Source organism: Morganella morganii (genome assembly GCF_019243775.1).
Lineage (GTDB): Bacteria > Pseudomonadota > Gammaproteobacteria > Enterobacterales > Enterobacteriaceae > Morganella > Morganella morganii.
The window spans coordinates 1486318-1502848 of the sequence record NZ_CP069157.1 but is presented as its reverse complement, the minus strand read 5'-3'; the positions used below and the strand labels follow the sequence as shown (position 1 = coordinate 1502848).

The following is a 16531-nucleotide window of genomic DNA, read 5'->3' as shown; positions in this document are numbered from 1 at the left end:
TTGTTTAAAAAAAAGACACCTCTTATTAAGAATCAGCCCGACTTTACCATAAGAAATATTTCCCTGTATATTTTTTTATTTCTTTTTTTTGTTCTATTTATCAGCGTTACTTTTTCGCATTAATACAGCGTTTAATCCGAACTATCAACTCAATGAAATCTATCCAAAACACACATAACGCCTTTGTTTTCATGATGTTATAATTTTTTTATTTTATATTCTTATTCATTAACTGATACTTTCAATTTAGCGCCCTATTCTGTTTTATTTTCTGATATTAAAACACATGATTAAATCAATATTAAAATATCCCTCTTAATTAATCGTTATTTTTACAGAATTGGATAATTTAAAGTTCTCACAGAGAAAAACAGAAATGATAATAATAAAATTCAGATAAAAAATTAAACCGTGAAATAAAAACGTCGGTTATTACAAAATAATATACCTTTTTTCATTACCTGAAACATGCAGCAACACCGGGGATGCCCGTCAGCCTGCCGATCACTGCTTACCTCAGGCGGGCTCTGATTCCGGGCCAAACTTTGCTCTGTAACACACTCCTGTGAAAAAAAGCTTTCACCACAGACCCGTTTCCGCTAACATAGCGTTATATAATCTGTTATATACCGGATTGTATACATTGCTCTTAATATATTTTTGCCGGTCAGCTGACCGGCAATTTTTTTGTCTGCTATATCTGATTACGACGACTAAAAATGTGATCCGACCCGGCATTCAGCATAAAGACAGGAATAACCGTGTAGTAATTTTGTCATTAATCATTATTATCAGAACAGATAATCGTGCATTTCTTCGTTATTTTTCTTTATTTTTGCTCCCTTACGGGAGCATTTTCTTATCAGCCGGGCTGTAAAACACCGCTGCCGGCACGGAAAATCATAAAAATTCCGGTGCCGGCAGCAGATCCGCCATGATTTATCACGCGGGGTGAGGTACACTACCCGCATCAGTTTAACTAATGTAACCGTTATGTCCTCTGCACAGATTTTACTGACTATCTACGCAACAGGTGGTCTTCTTTCATTCATTCTGACTTTTTTCCTGACAAAAGATCCGAACCCGTTTTTCCGCCTGCTCAGTTGCCTGCTGATAGCCCTCACCTGGCCGATGTCATTACCGGTGGTTATTTTATTCTCTCTGTTCTGACAGGTTTTAAACCCACAATATTCCCGCTGTCATCACCAGACAAAAAAGCATCAGCCGCCCCCATGTCAGAAAACTGCCATGCTGCTGCCATAATGCATTTATTTCAGGTACCCGTGTGTAGCCGCGCTGACAAATACGGCGGCGGATATGACGGGCAAGGAAAAGACGGAATAACAAAAGAGAACCGCAACCACAAAAAGGGAGGGATTATGCGGCTGAGTTCTCCTTTATTGAGAATAATGGCTGATAACAATCAGTCCAGTGCATTGATGGCTTTTTCATAGATGACATTCATAAAGTCATCATTCTGCTGTTCCCAATATATTTCCAGCATCACCTGAATGGCTTCTTTAGTAACCGGCTCGCCACTTTTGCATAAAAGGACAGCGGCTCTGCCGATTGCCTGGCAAATTTCGCCATAAACATATGCGTCGCTAACTCGTTCTGAAATCATATTTGTGCCTATTTATTTTAATATAACTACTGCCTTTCCGTCTTTAATTAAGACATCAGGGAATTGCTGTTGACTGACACCCCGGTAAGAATTATCTAAAAATTCCCTGTGATTTATTATCGTCACATTACGTTTAATGTTCAAAGAAAAACATATTATTCCGGAGAACATTTTTTTGAAAACAGCGAAAATTAACTACTATCAAATAGTTATACTAATTTTGTGTTATCATTGCTACGAATTGTTACTTTTCGGTTGTTTATTGGTTAATACTATATCATGTGATATGTGCTTTTTCGCTATTTAAATACATAAATTTATAAATTTTTACCCGCATAAATAACGTCCTTTTTCCCGGCAAATAAAATATATTAAATCACTTCGCCATACTCATTTATGGATTATTATAATCATATAAAATCTCAATACTCCCTCAACAGGCAGTGATTCACATTATTCCTTTACCGTTTGTGTGGAAATAAAGGTATTTACACAATATACGCATATAAGTATTAACCGATATATACCACTCGTTTAATACGTAGTTATGATACTTTAGTTAATCATTCTTTTATTAATAACAGTAATAAATCAGCTAAGCCATACTATTATTTTTTATTTCCTTATTTAAATAAGATAATAAAATATTTCATCGTAATTACGCCTAATCATAATTTGAATACACTTATTACCGGTCAAAAAAACAGGTTATTCTGAACAGCGGGTAAACACACCCGATCTGCCATATTTTTAAACAAATCTGCCGTAAACAAGACATCTTGTTTTACAATATATTAATATTTAACATTTACCCTGCAAAAATCAGTTTTTTATAGTTGTATTTCTGTACATTTCCCCTTATCATCCGCGCCTTTGAATAGTGTGTCTCTCCTTTATTTATCTGATTGAGGTTCTATGAGCTCTGACCGTATTGCGAATCCAGGCCCGCTGGGCTTACTGGGATTTGGTATGACGACTATCCTGCTGAATGTCCACAACGCCGGATTCTTCCCGATGGCTTCTGTTATTCTGAGCATGGGGATTTTCTACGGTGGTATTGCGCAGGTCATCGCGGGTATTTTTGAATTTAAGAAAGGAAATACGTTCGGTGCGACTGCCTTTACGTCGTATGGCTTTTTCTGGATAAGTCTGGTCGGCATACTGCTGATGCCGTCAATGGGATTCGGTGAAGCAACCAGTCATGAATTCCTGGCTGTCTATCTGGCACTGTGGGGTATTTTCTCGTTCTTTATGTTTATTGCCACACTGAAAGCAAACCTGACACTGCGCGCGGTTTTCTTTTTACTGGTGATTTTATTTGCCCTGCTCGTTATCGGTAATGCTACCGGTAATGCCGCATTACTGAAATTTGCCGGTTATGAAGGTATTTTATGTGGTGCGACTGCATTTTATCTGGCAATGGCTGAAGTTCTGAATGAACAGTATGGCCGGACAATTTTACCAATCGGTGAACGTCACGCCTGATGACACGATTTCTGTATAAAAAAACCCGTTCAGTGAACGGGTTTTTTTGTCTGCAAAACGGGGATCAGAAACTCAGACCCGCGCCCAGATAAGCGCCATCCGCAATACGGTTTTCATGACCGCTGTTGGATTCAACTTCAATCTTACGGTAACCGGCTTTGACATTCAGCGGGGCAAATACTGTCCAGTTTGCACCGACATCCGCTTCTTTATAAGAGTCGTTACCGGAAGTCAGGCCTGACGGCGCACCGTAAAACTCACCGTAAACACGTACTGACGGCAGAATGCTCCATGCCACACCGACACCCGGAGCCACGGCCATACCTTTCTTACCCACTTCAGGGTCGATGTAAACCGCTTTACCGCCGACACTCGCGGAAACCGGGCCCAGCGGGAAAGCAAATTTGGCACGCGCGCCGCCTAACTGCCCCTGGTGATCACTGCGCGCCCAGTTACCGTCAAATGACAGACCGGAGTACGGGTCACCTAAGCCCACATTGATATCAGTAAATTTCTTACCGGCTTCAACATCCATAGAGATTGCGTTTGCAGCACCTGCCGCAAGCATCAGTGTTGCAGCCACAGCTGCTTTATATTTTTTCATTTTTGCCACCACATAAATTCAGACAGGGTTTCGGGCATTTTCCCCGAAACTGTCACCGTTTGAAAGTTAATATTCTGATTTTTATGTAAAGTTATCTATATCCGCCATCAATAGGTCACACCAATCCATCAAATCGACACATTCTTTTTATGACAGTGCTATATTTTATACCAAGTTATAAATACAGATAAAAACAACAATGCTCAGTGCAATTTATGACTTACCATGCTGATTTTGCACATCGCGCCAATTTCTGCAATCAGTGTCTTTTTTCCTTTACCGACTGGAGATATGTGATGAAAAAGAAAGGATTAACAACGGCTGCGGGCGCACCCGTCGTTGATAACAACAATGTCATGACTGCCGGAAAACGCGGCCCGATGCTGTTACAGGATGTGTGGTTTCTGGAAAAACTGGCGCATTTTGACCGCGAAGTGATCCCTGAGCGCCGTATGCACGCCAAAGGCTCCGGTGCGTTCGGTACATTTACAGTAACCCATGATATTACCCGTTTTACCCGCGCAAAAATTTTCTCTCAGGTCGGTAAAAAAACCGATATGTTTGCCCGCTTCTCCACCGTGGCCGGTGAGCGCGGCGCGGCAGATGCAGAGCGCGACATCCGCGGCTTTGCCCTGAAATTTTATACCGAGGAAGGTAACTGGGATATGGTCGGTAACAACACGCCGGTGTTCTACCTGCGTGACCCGCTGAAATTCCCGGATCTGAACCACGTGGTGAAACGTGACCCGCGCACCAACCTGCGCAATATGGCTTATAAGTGGGATTTCTTCTCTCATCTGCCTGAATCCCTCCACCAGCTGACCATCGATGTCAGTGACCGTGGTCTGCCGCAGAGCTTCCGCCATATGCACGGCTTCGGCAGCCATACTTACAGCTTTATCAACGGCAATAATGAGCGTTTCTGGGTGAAATTCCATTTCCGCTGCCAGCAGGGTATTGCCAACCTGATGGATGATGAAGCAGAGCAGTTAATCGGGAAAGATCGTGAAAGTTCACAGCGTGATCTGTTCAATGCGATCGAGAAAGGCGATTATCCGCGCTGGAACCTGCAAATTCAGGTAATGCCGGAAACTGACGCGGCAAAAGTACCGTATAACCCGTTTGATCTGACCAAAGTATGGCCGCATGCGGATTATCCGCTGATGGATGTCGGTTATTTCGAGCTGAACCGTAACCCTGAAAACTATTTCTCCGATGTGGAACAGGCGGCATTCAGCCCGGCCAACGTGGTTCCCGGCATTGGTTTCTCACCGGATAAAATGTTGCAGGGCCGTCTGTTCTCCTACGGCGATGCTCACCGCTACCGTTTAGGGGTCAATCACCATCAGATCCCGGTCAATAAACCACGCTGCCCGTTCCACAACTATCACCGTGACGGCGCAATGCGTATTGACGGTAACAGCGGTAATGCGGAAACGTATGAGCCGAACAGTGCCGGTCTCTTTCAGGAACAGCCGGATTTCAGCGAGCCGCCGCTGTCTGTGGACGGTGCCGCTGACCACTGGAACCACCGCGAAGATACCGATTATTTCAGCCAGCCGCGTGCGCTGTATGAATTACTCAGCGACGCCGAGCATCAGCGTATGTTTGCCCGTATCGCCGGTGAACTGGTGCAGGCAGCCGAAGAAACACAAGCCCGCCAGATAGCACTGTTTAAACAGGTGCATCCGGAATACGGTGCCGGTGTGGAAGCCGCAATCGCGAAACTGAAAAAATAATCGTGTGATAACCTGACAAAACCGCTGCAGTCCGTGACCGCAGCGGTTTTTTTATATGCATTCAGTTGGCGTGAAAACGCTCCTGTGCCATCTGAATCAGCGGTGCGCGGGTGCGTTTGATACCACCGGCCGCATCCGCTTCCGGTAATGCATAGCAGGCCGCCGGGCGCATAAATGCAGGCAGTTCCGCCAGGCACCAGTCACTGAAATGCTGACGCTGTTCGTCTGTCCAGTCATCATAATCACGGATCAGATACACCGGTACAGCACCAAACTCCTCGCTGCTGACCGGTACCACCAGACACTCCGTGATCAGCGGATAGTACATAAGCTGCTTTTCTGTCACTTCCGGCTGCACATTCTCACCACCGCAGCAGAAAAGATTATCCAGCCGGCCGTCGATCACCAGCTCACCGTCCTGCATATGGCCTTTGTCGCGGGTCGGATACCAGCCGTCATGGGACGGCAGTGTATGCAGTGCACCATTCAGCCAGACACCGGCGGCAAAACTGTCACCTTTAACCAGGATTTGCTGTTGTTCATCCAGGCGGATATCTTTGCCGTGCAGCGGATGTCCGACACCCGGTTTGCCGTCCGCCCGTTTGGCACAGACAGTTGAGGCAAATTCGGTCATACCGTAGCCGCACCAGCAGCGGATCCCGCGGGCTTCCGCTGCTTCCGTCAGCGCAACAGGGATAGCCGCACCACCGAGCAGAACATCCCGCAGCGGCGGTAGTGTGTCCGGTGACTGCAGCAGACGCCAGAGCTGTGTTGGTACCAGAGAAGCATGAGTACATCCGCGCAGCGATTCCGCCAGCGTTTCCCCCTCCGCCCTGAGAACCATTTCCCCGCCCTGCAGCAGCCAGCGCCAGAGAATCCCCTGTCCGGAAACATGACACAGCGGCAGTGATAACAGCCAGCTGTCATCTGCCTGATAGTCCAGCAGTGAAACCACGCCCTGCGCCGCAGCCAGATGTGCGACCGGACGGTGGGCAATGGCTTTCGGTAACCCGGTGGATCCGGAGGTCAGTATCAGCGTTGCCAGCCGTTTCGGATGCGGGATCACGTCCGGCGGAGCCATGCCGGTCACAGACGGATCCAGTGTTTTCAGCGGCAGCGCGATTGTACCGTCGCTCCGGTCACACACATAATCCGCATCGAGAGACGCGACCAGTTCTGCCTGTAACCCGCGCGGTAATGCGGGATTGAGTATCAGAATCACTGCCCCGCAGCGCAGCAGCGCCAGAAAATCGATTACCAGCTCTGTGCTGTTTTTGCCGCGCAGCACCACGCAGTTACTTTCCCGCAATCCCTGCTGATAAAACCCGGCGGCGCGGGCATCCGCGAGAACTGCCAGTTCTGTCCATGTCAGCGATGAGTCCGCACAGCGCAGCGCAGTTTTATCCGGTGTCTGCTGAGCATGCGCAACCCACGGCCATTGTGCTGCCGTCATTACCATTGTCCTGTCTGAGTTAATTGATCTGCGGTTATCAGTGTCAGTGTACTGCCCGGCCACGGACGCACCAGCTGTGACTGCATCAGGGAGAGCGTATCCAGCCCCGGCAGGGTATCCGGCGTCAGCCATCCGGCAAGACGGGCCAGTTGTGTCAGGCCGAAACTGCTCTCCACCGAGGAGCTGATCACCGCCTGCAACCCTTCGCGGTGCGCCGCTGTGATCAGTTCACGGCAGCGGGCGATACTGCCCGTCAGCGTGGGTTTGATCACAATCGCTGCCACGCCGGGCTGTGCTGTTACCGTAAAGCCCGGTTCACGGACAGATTCATCCCAGGCGATAGCAATACCGGTATCCTGCGCATAACACAGGGATTCTTCCGGCGTTTTGCACGGCTCTTCGAGAAAATCAATCCGGGTGCGGTGCTCCGGTGCCACATATTTCGCGAAACCATCCGCTTTGGTACGGGTCCAGCTGCGGTTGGCATCCAGGCGCAGACGCAGATCCGGCACCGCCTCCAGCAGTAAATTGACCACCATACCGTCACGAACCGCCTCATACAGCCCGACTTTCACTTTAGCGATTTTCTCACCTTCCATGGCATCGAGCGCAAGGATCAGATCATCCGGGTCACCGGTACAGAGCGGTGCTTTGCGGGTATTGAGAGTCTGCGGCAGCGTATCATCCAGCTCAGCAAGTGCGCAGCTCAGCCCGAATGCGACTGACGGCAGCGGGCTTTCCGCCGGATTGCTGCGCTGACACCAGGCCGCAATCCACGCTTCCGCCGCCTGTTGTGCTTCAGTGAGGGTTTCTCGGCTGAATTCCGGCAGCGGGGAGATTTCCCCCCATCCTTCGCGGTCATCTTCCCGCAGACAGACCAGCAGTCCGTCACGGGTTTTCAGGCGCTGATTACGCAGAATAACGCCTGCCTCCATCGGCAGGCTGAAACTGTACAGTGTAGCGTGGCGCATTACGGGTTACGTTTGAATTTAGAGAAATCCGGTGAGCGTTTTTCGTTGAATGCATTACGCCCTTCCTGACCTTCTTCGGTCATGTAGAACAGCATGGTGGCATTACCCGCCAGCTCCTGCAGACCGGACTGGCCGTCACAATCCGCATTGAGTGCCGCTTTCAGGCAGCGCAGCGCCATCGGGCTGTTTTCCAGCATCTCACGGCACCAGCGCACGGTTTCTTTTTCCAGATCCGCGTAAGGCACCACGGTGTTGACCAGTCCCATATCCAGCGCTTCCTGTGCATTGTACTGACGGCACAGGAACCAGATTTCACGGGCTTTCTTCTGGCCGACAATCCGCGCCATATAAGAAGCGCCCCAGCCGCCGTCAAATGAACCGACTTTCGGCCCGGTCTGACCGAATACCGCATTATCCGCCGCAATGGTCAGGTCGCAAATCATGTGCAGCACATGGCCGCCGCCGATAGCATACCCCGCCACCATCGCCACCACCGGCTTCGGACAGGTACGGATATCACGCTGTAAATCGAGCACATTCAGATGATGTGTGCCGCTGTCATCACGGTAGCCGCCGTAGTCACCGCGGATTTTCTGGTCACCGCCCGCACAGAAGGCTTTTTCGCCCTGTCCGGTAAAAATAATGGTACCGATGCCGTCATCATAACGGGCATTCGCCAGCGCACTGATCATCTCTTTCACTGTTAACGGACGGAACGCGTTGCGCACCTGCGGACGGTTAATGGTGATTTTGGCGATACCGTCTTTTGATTTATGAAACAGAATATCCTGATAATCGCCGGTGCAGTCGACCCATTCAACCGGGGCAGAGAGCTTTTCTTCGCTCGGATACATCATAGCGGTGAGTTCCTTAAACAGAATGTAATGATAAAAATGTCCGGACTGTCTCCGCAAACGCAGCGGGATTTGCCTGATGGGTGTTATGCCCGGCATATTGGATAGTCCGTAACGGAAAATGGTGTGCCTCTGCAATGGCGCGGAATTTGCTGTCCCGCTCACCGCAGAGATAGAGCAGCGGCAGATTCAGGGCATGCAGTTTCTCCGCCAGCTGCGGCTGATGCCCGAGCGAGGTGTCCGACAGCATATCCGCGATCGCAAAAGCATTATGATGCAGATGCTGCTCTACCCGCTGCTGTCGCTGAACCTCGTTGAGATCAGCAAAAACGCCCTGACGATACCAGTCATACAGCACCGATGCCAGCGGACGTTCACGTAACTGTTGTGCCCAGCGGTTATCATGCAGCAGCCGGGCATTGCGCTCATCGAGTGTGGCAAGCCCGGGGTTGCCGGCTTCAATAATCAGCCCGCGCAACCCTGCCCGCTCACCGTATGCAGCGTGATACATCGCCAGCCGCCCGCCGAGAGAGTAGCCAATCAGCCAGTAATCGTCTGCCTGATGTGCGGCCAGGGTATCAGCAATCAGCTGACTGACATGCGGAAAATTTTTTGCGCGGACGGATTGTGAGCCGCCGTGACCCGGCAAATCAATCAGTAATGAGGGATAATTTCCGGCTTCTGCTGCTGCCGTCAGCCACTCTTCTTTATTTCCCCACAGACCGTGCAGCCAGACCAGCCACGGACCGGGCCTGTCCGCATAACAGCGCTGTGCGGCCAGAACCGTCATTGTGCTGCCTCACGGACCAGCTGCTGAAGGTATTTTGCGCCCTCGTCGCCGTTTGTCACCACCTCAATCACGGTAGCAGAGTGCTGTGACCAGGCTTTGCTGACGGCGGCTTTCAGTGACGGCCAGTCCTGCGGGGCACTGTAGCTGAGGCCGAACATCTGCGCGGCACCGGCAAAACTGACCGACTGCGGCATACAGTAAAAGCGCTGACGCTCCTGTTCCGGTGTCGGCAGCATGGAAAAGATTTGTCCGCCATTGTTGTTGACGATCAGCAGAACAAACGGCCCGGAGGTATAACGCAGCAGTGCCAGGCTGTTGAGATCATACAGCGCGGAGATATCCCCGACGACAGCAAGTGCCGGTTTGGCACTGCCGCGCTGAACACCGGCCGCCGTGGAAATCAGGCCGTCGATACCGCTCGCGCCCCGGTTGCTGTACACAGGATAACCGCACGGCAGTTGAGCAAACGCATCAATCAGCCGGACAATCAGGCTGTTACCGGCAAATAAAATGCCCTGCGGCGGCAGCAGTTCCGGCAGGCGGCAGGCAATCTGCGCCTCGCCCCAGCCATCGCCCAGGGTTTCTGTAACATGCGTGTTCAGTGCCCGCGTCCATTCCGCCAGTTGCGGAGCCCACGGTGTGCGGGTTTGTGCCGGATGGTCATCCAGCCATTCGCTGACACTGCATTCAAATTTGCGGCCCCGGTGATTTGCCGGATCCAGCCGTCCCGGGATGGTATCCACAATCCAGTATTCCGGCGGCATGCAGGCAGCCTGCCACTGTAAAAGCCGTTTACCGGTCAGGCTTGAGCCGAACTGGATCACCACATCCGCCTGAGCCAGTACTTCGCGGTAACGCGGGGATGCCAGCCAGAGATCCGCATGCGGCAGCAGTTGCCCGGTCTGGGAAAGCACATCACTGATCAGCGGCCAGCCGAGACATTCAGCCCACTGGCGCAACTGTTTACCTTCAGCGGCCTGCATACGTCCGGCAATAATCACACCTTTTTTCTGCCGCCAGAAGAACCAGTCATCCACGCTGATCACCGATGTACAACGGGTCTGCTGCAACCAGGGTTTATCACTCTGCCACCAGTTGCCGAGTTGTGCCTGCCATTCTTTGCCGGTCTGTCCGTCATCGTCATACAGCGGTTCGGCAAACGGACAGTTAATATGCGCTGCGCCGTGCTGCAGGCGGTTCATGATGTCATCGAGGGAAGAGACCAGCCAGGACGCCGGGATATCAAAAACCGGACGCGGCAATGCCAGTGCGGCAAACGGATGAGAAGAAAAAATACCGGGCTGGCGGATAGCCTGGTTTGCACCGCAGTCAATCAGTTCCGGCGGGCGGTCGGCGGTCAGAAAAACGAGGCGTTCGCCGGTCAGTCCGGCCTCAATCAGTGCCGGATAAAGATTTGCCACCGCCGTACCGGAGGTGACAATCACCGCCACCGGCAGCCGGGTGCTTTTCGCCAGTCCCAGCGCCAGATGCGCGAGTCCGCGCTCATCAAAATGGGTGTGACAGATAAATTTGTCATCGGCGGCAGCAGCCAGTGTCAGCGGTGTTGACCGGGATCCCGGGGCGATACAGATATGACGCAGCCCGTGACGGCTCAGCGCCTCCAAAATCACTTCCGCCCAGCGGCGGTTCAATGCACTGTTTGACATAGCTCACCTTTCCTGACCTGTAGTTCTCCGTAGTCTACGGATTGACTCAGGAAATACCTTAATGTAGTTCAATAAACCGGTGGATTATTTCACGGTTTCTGCCCCGGCAAGCAGAAAATTGCACAATCAGTGAGCGTCGCTCTCCAGCAGTGTTCTCAGACCCGCGGCTTTATTTTCAATTTCACACCACTCTGCCTGCGGATCCGAACCGGCAACAATGCCTGCTCCGGCATACAAATCCACCCGGCTGCCGCTGATTTTCGCACAGCGCAGCGACACCGCAAATTCACTGCGGGACGGGCTGCAATAACCGCCGCTGCCCGCATACCAGTCACGGTCAAACGGTTCGTTATCCCGTAAAAAGGCCAGCGCGGCACTGCGCGGCAGACCGGCAACGGCGGCCGTCGGCTGCAGACGCTGTAAACAATCACTGTCACGGGGGGCATATAACGTGGCAGAAATAACACGGTAAAGATGCTGCACTTTGCGCAGGCGGATCACCGCCGCTGCACTCACATCCAGCGCACTGACTGCCCCCTGCAGGCGCTGACAAATATCATCAACCACCACACTGTTTTCATGCACATTCTTTTTATCAGCCAGAAGCCATTGCGCCGCTTGTGCCGCGCGGTCATCTTCCGGATAGTTTGCCACTGTTCCCGCCAGCGCTTCGGTAGACAACTGAGCTCCGGCCCTGAAATAGAGGCGTTCCGGCGGTGAAGCCACAAACGCAGTATTTGGTCCGGTGGCAAGCATATAGTGAAAACAGCGGTGATTGCAGTCACAACTGGCCTGCATAAATGCCGCCGGAGAGACCGGCGCGGAGAGTTCCAGTGCGGTTTTACGGGCCGTCACTACTTTTTCCATTTCTCCGCCGGTAATGGCTGTCACCGCATCCGTCACCAGCTGTGTCCAGCCCGCTTCATCCGGCTGATGCCGCGCACTGATAACCGTGCTGTTCAATGCCGGAATTTCTGTCTGCCAGACCAGCGAACGCAGAAATTCTGTGGTCTCTTCCGCCGGGCGGCGGCTGTCAATATTGACCAGAAAGTGTGTTTCACTGCCGGATATCCGCAGTTCGGCACGGGGAACAAACAGATAACTGCCGCCGGTACCCTGTGGCGGAGACGGGGTATCAAACTGCCAGCTGTTCAGCCCCCAGATCCGGATTTGACTCTGTGCCGGTAAGGTATCCAGCAGCGCCTGAGCATCACTGATATGCGTGAAGCGACACACTTCCCCGCACACTGCCGCTGTTTCTGTACCGTCGCGGTGCTGCCAGTAGAATTGCGGCCAGCAGGTCTGCGCATTCAGCCAGCCGGTCAGCGCTGACGGGGGTAATACCGCTGCCAGTAATGGCGACAGAGTCACCGCGTACTGATAAATACCATCGGGTTTATTTTTGTTATGCGTTATTTCAGTACAGACCTGAGAAATAAAATCAGAAAAAAGAGTCACTGCTTGCTCCGGATATGCAAAATGCGCGGGTCTCTGTGATTATACGGTGAGATAAAAATTATTAAAACCATCCTTCTTTTTTATCCTTGTCACCGTTGTGCATTTTGAACAATTAATGCGGAAACCGATTCTGCTTCGGCCCCATTCACCACAGAGTTACGTATCTCATTACAGGGAGATATTTATGCACACACAAACCATGCCGGTTGACCGGATTATTACAGCGGATGAAATTGCCCCCGCCACGTTAAAGTTACTTCTGAATGAAGAAGACGATACTTTCCGGCCTGCGGGTATATTCACACATAATGATCTGGTTCATATCAAACGTTATATTCACTACGGAATGACCCTTCCCCGGGAAACAGAAGATGTTATTGAGTTTATCGGATACAGAGATACAGAGCTGCCCGGTTTTGAGCCTCATAATATTCAGCATTTATTTGTCCATATTCATCAGCATGCTCTGAGCTGGGAGCATGTTGAATCCATGACAAAACAACAGGCGATTGATCTTGAAATTGCCGGTGCCGCTATTACGGCAACCGGTAACTATATTCTGAATGCCATCAATGAAATGCCGGTGATCCGCCGGGCTGAAGTTTTATTACAGGATGCAACCGCGGATAAATTAAAAGATATCACTTACAGGAGGCAGGACAACGTTATTTCCGGAGAACTGACAAAAATATTATCTGCCATGAAAGACGATATTACGGAAGAACGGCAAAAAACACAGCAGGTAAAAAATATCATTTCCCGCTTCCGGCTGGAATTAACCGGCGGAACAGATGAATCCGGGAATGAAATTCCGTCTCTGATTTATGAAGTCAAACGTAAACAAAAAATATTATTAAAAAACCGGGATGGTGACACCACCCGCGAACTGCAGTCTGAGATACGGGTCAGAAATGAAGAGATTGAAATTCTGAAGCGCGAGTACAGCCAGTTTGTGAAGCTCTCATTCTCCGGTCTGGTCGGCGGTATTATCGGGCTGATTATCACAGGGGGTATTTTTGGTTACCGCGCCGAACAGGTACGCCGCCGTAAAAATAAATTACTGGAAGAAGTAGCAGAGCTGGAAGAACAGGTTATTTCCCGGCAAGCTATACAACAGCTGATTATCAGACTGGATAAAGAACTGAGCACACTGGACGGTTATTTTACTGATGCTCATGTTGCCGTCGATCATCTCGATTTCATGTGGCAGGTCATGCTGACAGAAATTACTGAATCCCTGAATACCTTTATGCAGATAAATGATGCATACAGCCTCTTACAATTTTCTTTGCATCTGAAAAAAATCACACTTCCCTGGCAGCGTGTTCGTGGCTATGCAAAAGAACTCGTCGCTATTTTTGATACCGCTAATCTGGCAGCATAATGAAGGAGATTATTATGATATATTCTGACATCAATCCTGAAAACATTACCCTGGCACATATTAAAGCTAAAATTAATGATATCAGTAAGAATATTGAAGCATTGTCATTACCTACCGCTGATCTGCATGCTCAGCTCCGTGATATTAAAAAATGGCAGACACGGATGCTGAATATTATTTCATCAGAATCCGCAACCATTTATTCTCAGCTGCATAGTTTAGATCCGGATGTTCTATTTAATGCCCTCTCTTCGGATACCGAAGCTAATTCTTTTTCACTACCTCATGAAAAACAAATTTACGGGTTTTTGCTCAGTCAGATTAATACCATCTATCATTCTGTGAATACGATTAATACTCAGTTTAATACTGAATATGATACTACCGCGCTCCCGTTACTGCAGGGCGGATTATTACATCAGCAGTCCTATCTGGACAAAACGATCACCATGGCACTGCCGGATATTGAAAAATTTACCTGTGATAAATTGTATTGGGAGGAAAAACTGGCTGTAATTATTCAGTCAGAAGAGATTATTCATCAGCGCGGATTTCAGTCAATCTTCGGTACAACCACACTGCCAACCGCTGAACAACTGAAGGATGTAGAGTTGTCCTCTTCCGAACGATTTATTCTCAATGAACTCCAGCGTGTTATTTCCGCTGTAGTAAATACTCTGACAGAGGGGCTGAGCTATGCTCAGCTGGTCGATACCAGAACAACAGTCAGTCAACGGATCTATGATCTCAGTAAAATTATCCGTAATCTGAAAAAAGACCTGAAACACATGCAGGATCAGATGCAGGAAGTCAGTAATGCGCAGGTGTTACTGCCTGAGCTGCGGGAATTTAACAACCGGATCAGTACGGTATTATTGCACTGGCTGCAAAGTGTCAGTCAGTATGAGCCTTATTTAAGCCAGAATGTCCCTCTTCCCGGGCTCGATAGCCTTATTCTGGCGCACCGCCGCTATTTTTCGATCTTTATCGGTATGGCATAAAAAAACCGGGCTGAAATCAGCCCGGTTTTTCTCAGTACAAATATCAGTAACTCAGAACTGCGAATCCGGTCAGTGTAATAAACGGCTGCGGCCAGATACCGAGCACGACCACGATAATCGCGGAGAGCAGAACCACAATACCGCCTGCACTCATCGCCCAGTTGGATGGTGCCATACGGGCCGGAGATTCCGAACCGCGGATATAGAGGCTGATCATCATACGCAGGTAGTAATACAGACCGATTGCACTGCCGAGTACCACAGCGGCTGTCAGCCACCACAGTTCCGCATTCACGGCGGTCGCCACCACGAAGAACTTACCGATAAAGCCGAACGTCATCGGGATCCCGGCCAGTGACAGCATCATTACGGTCATGACCGCAGCCAGAACCGGCTTACGCCAGAACAGGCCGCGATAGGCATGCAGGGAATCCGCATCCGGCCCGGTGTACGGACTGGACATCAGACTGACCACACCGAACGCACCGAGGCTGGCAAACAGATAACCCGCCAGGTAGATACCCGCTGTCTCTTCTGCCAGTTTCGGATCATTCACCGCGATAAAGGCCACCAGCAGATAACCGAGGTGTGCGATCGAAGAGTAACCCAGCATACGCTTGATGCTGTTCTGGGTGATCGCCATCAGGTTACCGAACAGGATTGAGGCAATCGCAATCACCGTCAGAACGGTCTGCAATGTCCCGGAATCCGCCATCGGCGCGAGTACCAGCAGGCGCAGCACCGCAGCGAAAATCCCGATCTTGCTGGCGGTTGCCAGGAAGGTGGAGACCGGTGCCGGAGCACCCTGATACACATCCGGTGTCCATAACTGGAACGGGAACAGGGACAGTTTAAAGCCGATACCGACAATCATCATCCCCAGTCCGGTCAGAACCAGCGGCTGATGGATCTGACTGTCCGCCAGGCTGCGGCCTAAGCCCTGAAAAGATAAGTCACCGGATTCCGCGTACAGCAGCGCCATCCCGAACAGCAGGAAGGACGAAGCCGCCGCTGACATCAGCATATATTTGATGGACGCTTCCAGCGAACGCTTCTGGCGGAAGGCATAGCCGATCAACCCGAACAGCGGCAGTGTCAGCAGTTCAATCCCGATAAAGAAGGATGCCAGGTGATCCGCGCCCGACAGCAGGATGCCGCCGAGTGTGGCAATCAGTACCAGCAGATAGAACTCTTCTTTGTTATCCGGATAGGTCTCCAGCCACGAATACGCAAAGGTCGTGGTGGCCAGTGACGAGATCAGGATAAGCCCGGTGTAAAACATGCTGTAGCCGTCGATGTGCACCAGCGGTGTCACATCCATCGCCGGCTGCTGTCCGACAAAGTACAGAGACAGCAGCGCGAGGTTCAGACCAACGACGGTCAGTGTGGCATTAATAAAGTGATCGCGTCGCCACGCAATGGACAGCATCACAACCACCACTGTCAACCCGATAATCAGCAGTGGTGAGAGTGCGATCAGTTGTTGAGGAGTTATTGTCAT

15 protein-coding genes are annotated in these 16531 nt (G+C 50.5%); 5 read left to right on the top strand and 10 right to left on the bottom strand.

Going from position 1 to position 16531, the window contains the following annotated elements; translation table 11 throughout:
* Positions 1-993 precede the first annotated feature (993 nt).
* A complete protein-coding gene (locus tag JL661_RS07260; RefSeq protein ID WP_004235197.1) occupies positions 994-1170 on the top strand; it encodes a GhoT/OrtT family toxin in 177 nt (58 codons plus the stop codon).
* Between the two features lie 6 nt (positions 1171-1176).
* On the opposite strand, the gene JL661_RS07255 is transcribed toward JL661_RS07260, so the two are convergent.
* Both JL661_RS07255 and JL661_RS07250 read right to left on the bottom strand, forming a co-directional pair.
* On the bottom strand, positions 1177-1347 hold the full coding sequence (locus JL661_RS07255; protein ID WP_155275476.1) for a hypothetical protein: 171 nt from the start codon (positions 1345-1347) through the stop codon (positions 1177-1179).
* A gap of 76 nt (positions 1348-1423) precedes the next feature.
* Entirely contained in the window at positions 1424-1624 is a 201-nt protein-coding gene (locus JL661_RS07250) for a hypothetical protein (RefSeq protein WP_004235196.1), read from the bottom strand.
* A gap of 915 nt (positions 1625-2539) precedes the next feature.
* Between JL661_RS07250 and satP the strand changes: the two genes are divergently transcribed.
* On the top strand, positions 2540-3109 hold the full coding sequence (gene satP / locus JL661_RS07245; RefSeq protein ID WP_004235192.1) for an acetate uptake transporter: 570 nt from the start codon (positions 2540-2542) through the stop codon (positions 3107-3109).
* Positions 3110-3173: 64 nt separating this feature from the next.
* Here the strand turns inward: satP and JL661_RS07240 are convergent, their stop codons facing one another.
* Complete coding sequence (locus JL661_RS07240; RefSeq protein WP_004235190.1) at positions 3174-3713, bottom strand: YfaZ family outer membrane protein; 540 nt, start codon at positions 3711-3713, stop codon at positions 3174-3176.
* Between the two features lie 296 nt (positions 3714-4009).
* Between JL661_RS07240 and JL661_RS07235 the strand changes: the two genes are divergently transcribed.
* Positions 4010-5452: a catalase gene (locus tag JL661_RS07235; protein ID WP_015422776.1), complete on the top strand. Its 1443-nt coding sequence runs from the start codon at positions 4010-4012 to the stop codon at positions 5450-5452.
* A 61-nt stretch (positions 5453-5513) separates the two neighbouring features.
* Here JL661_RS07235 and menE read toward each other — a convergent pair whose 3' ends face one another.
* From menE to JL661_RS07205, 6 genes are all read right to left on the bottom strand, one after another.
* Positions 5514-6905, bottom strand: a complete 1392-nt coding sequence (gene menE / locus JL661_RS07230; protein ID WP_062771483.1) for an o-succinylbenzoate--CoA ligase — start codon at positions 6903-6905, stop codon at positions 5514-5516.
* Entirely contained in the window at positions 6905-7876 is a 972-nt protein-coding gene (gene menC / locus JL661_RS07225; protein WP_004235184.1) for an o-succinylbenzoate synthase, read from the bottom strand. Before menC ends, menE begins: the two co-directional genes overlap by 1 nt.
* Positions 7876-8733 carry a 1,4-dihydroxy-2-naphthoyl-CoA synthase gene (gene menB / locus JL661_RS07220; protein WP_004235182.1) on the bottom strand — a complete coding sequence of 286 codons (858 nt, stop codon included), beginning with the start codon at positions 8731-8733 and terminating at the stop codon, positions 7876-7878. The genes menC and menB overlap by 1 nt, the downstream gene beginning before the upstream one ends.
* A gap of 13 nt (positions 8734-8746) precedes the next feature.
* On the bottom strand, positions 8747-9520 hold the full coding sequence (gene menH / locus JL661_RS07215) for a 2-succinyl-6-hydroxy-2,4-cyclohexadiene-1-carboxylate synthase (RefSeq protein ID WP_004235179.1): 774 nt from the start codon (positions 9518-9520) through the stop codon (positions 8747-8749).
* Positions 9517-11187, bottom strand: coding sequence for a 2-succinyl-5-enolpyruvyl-6-hydroxy-3-cyclohexene-1-carboxylic-acid synthase (menD, locus tag JL661_RS07210; RefSeq protein ID WP_004239876.1), 1671 nt, complete (start codon positions 11185-11187; stop codon positions 9517-9519). Before menD ends, menH begins: the two co-directional genes overlap by 4 nt.
* Positions 11188-11313: 126 nt before the next feature.
* Positions 11314-12645: an isochorismate synthase gene (locus JL661_RS07205; protein ID WP_062771481.1), complete on the bottom strand. Its 1332-nt coding sequence runs from the start codon at positions 12643-12645 to the stop codon at positions 11314-11316.
* A 184-nt stretch (positions 12646-12829) separates the two neighbouring features.
* Between JL661_RS07205 and JL661_RS07200 the strand changes: the two genes are divergently transcribed.
* Entirely contained in the window at positions 12830-14029 is a 1200-nt protein-coding gene (locus JL661_RS07200; RefSeq protein WP_004239873.1) for an alpha-xenorhabdolysin family binary toxin subunit A, read from the top strand.
* Positions 14030-14043: 14 nt separating this feature from the next.
* The gene (locus JL661_RS07195) at positions 14044-15030 is read left to right on the top strand and encodes an alpha-xenorhabdolysin family binary toxin subunit B (protein ID WP_004239871.1); all 987 of its coding nucleotides are present in this window, start codon (positions 14044-14046) and stop codon (positions 15028-15030) included.
* 43 nt (positions 15031-15073) lie between these two features.
* Here JL661_RS07195 and nuoN read toward each other — a convergent pair whose 3' ends face one another.
* Positions 15074-16531, bottom strand: a complete 1458-nt coding sequence (nuoN, locus tag JL661_RS07190) for an NADH-quinone oxidoreductase subunit NuoN (RefSeq protein WP_004239870.1) — start codon at positions 16529-16531, stop codon at positions 15074-15076.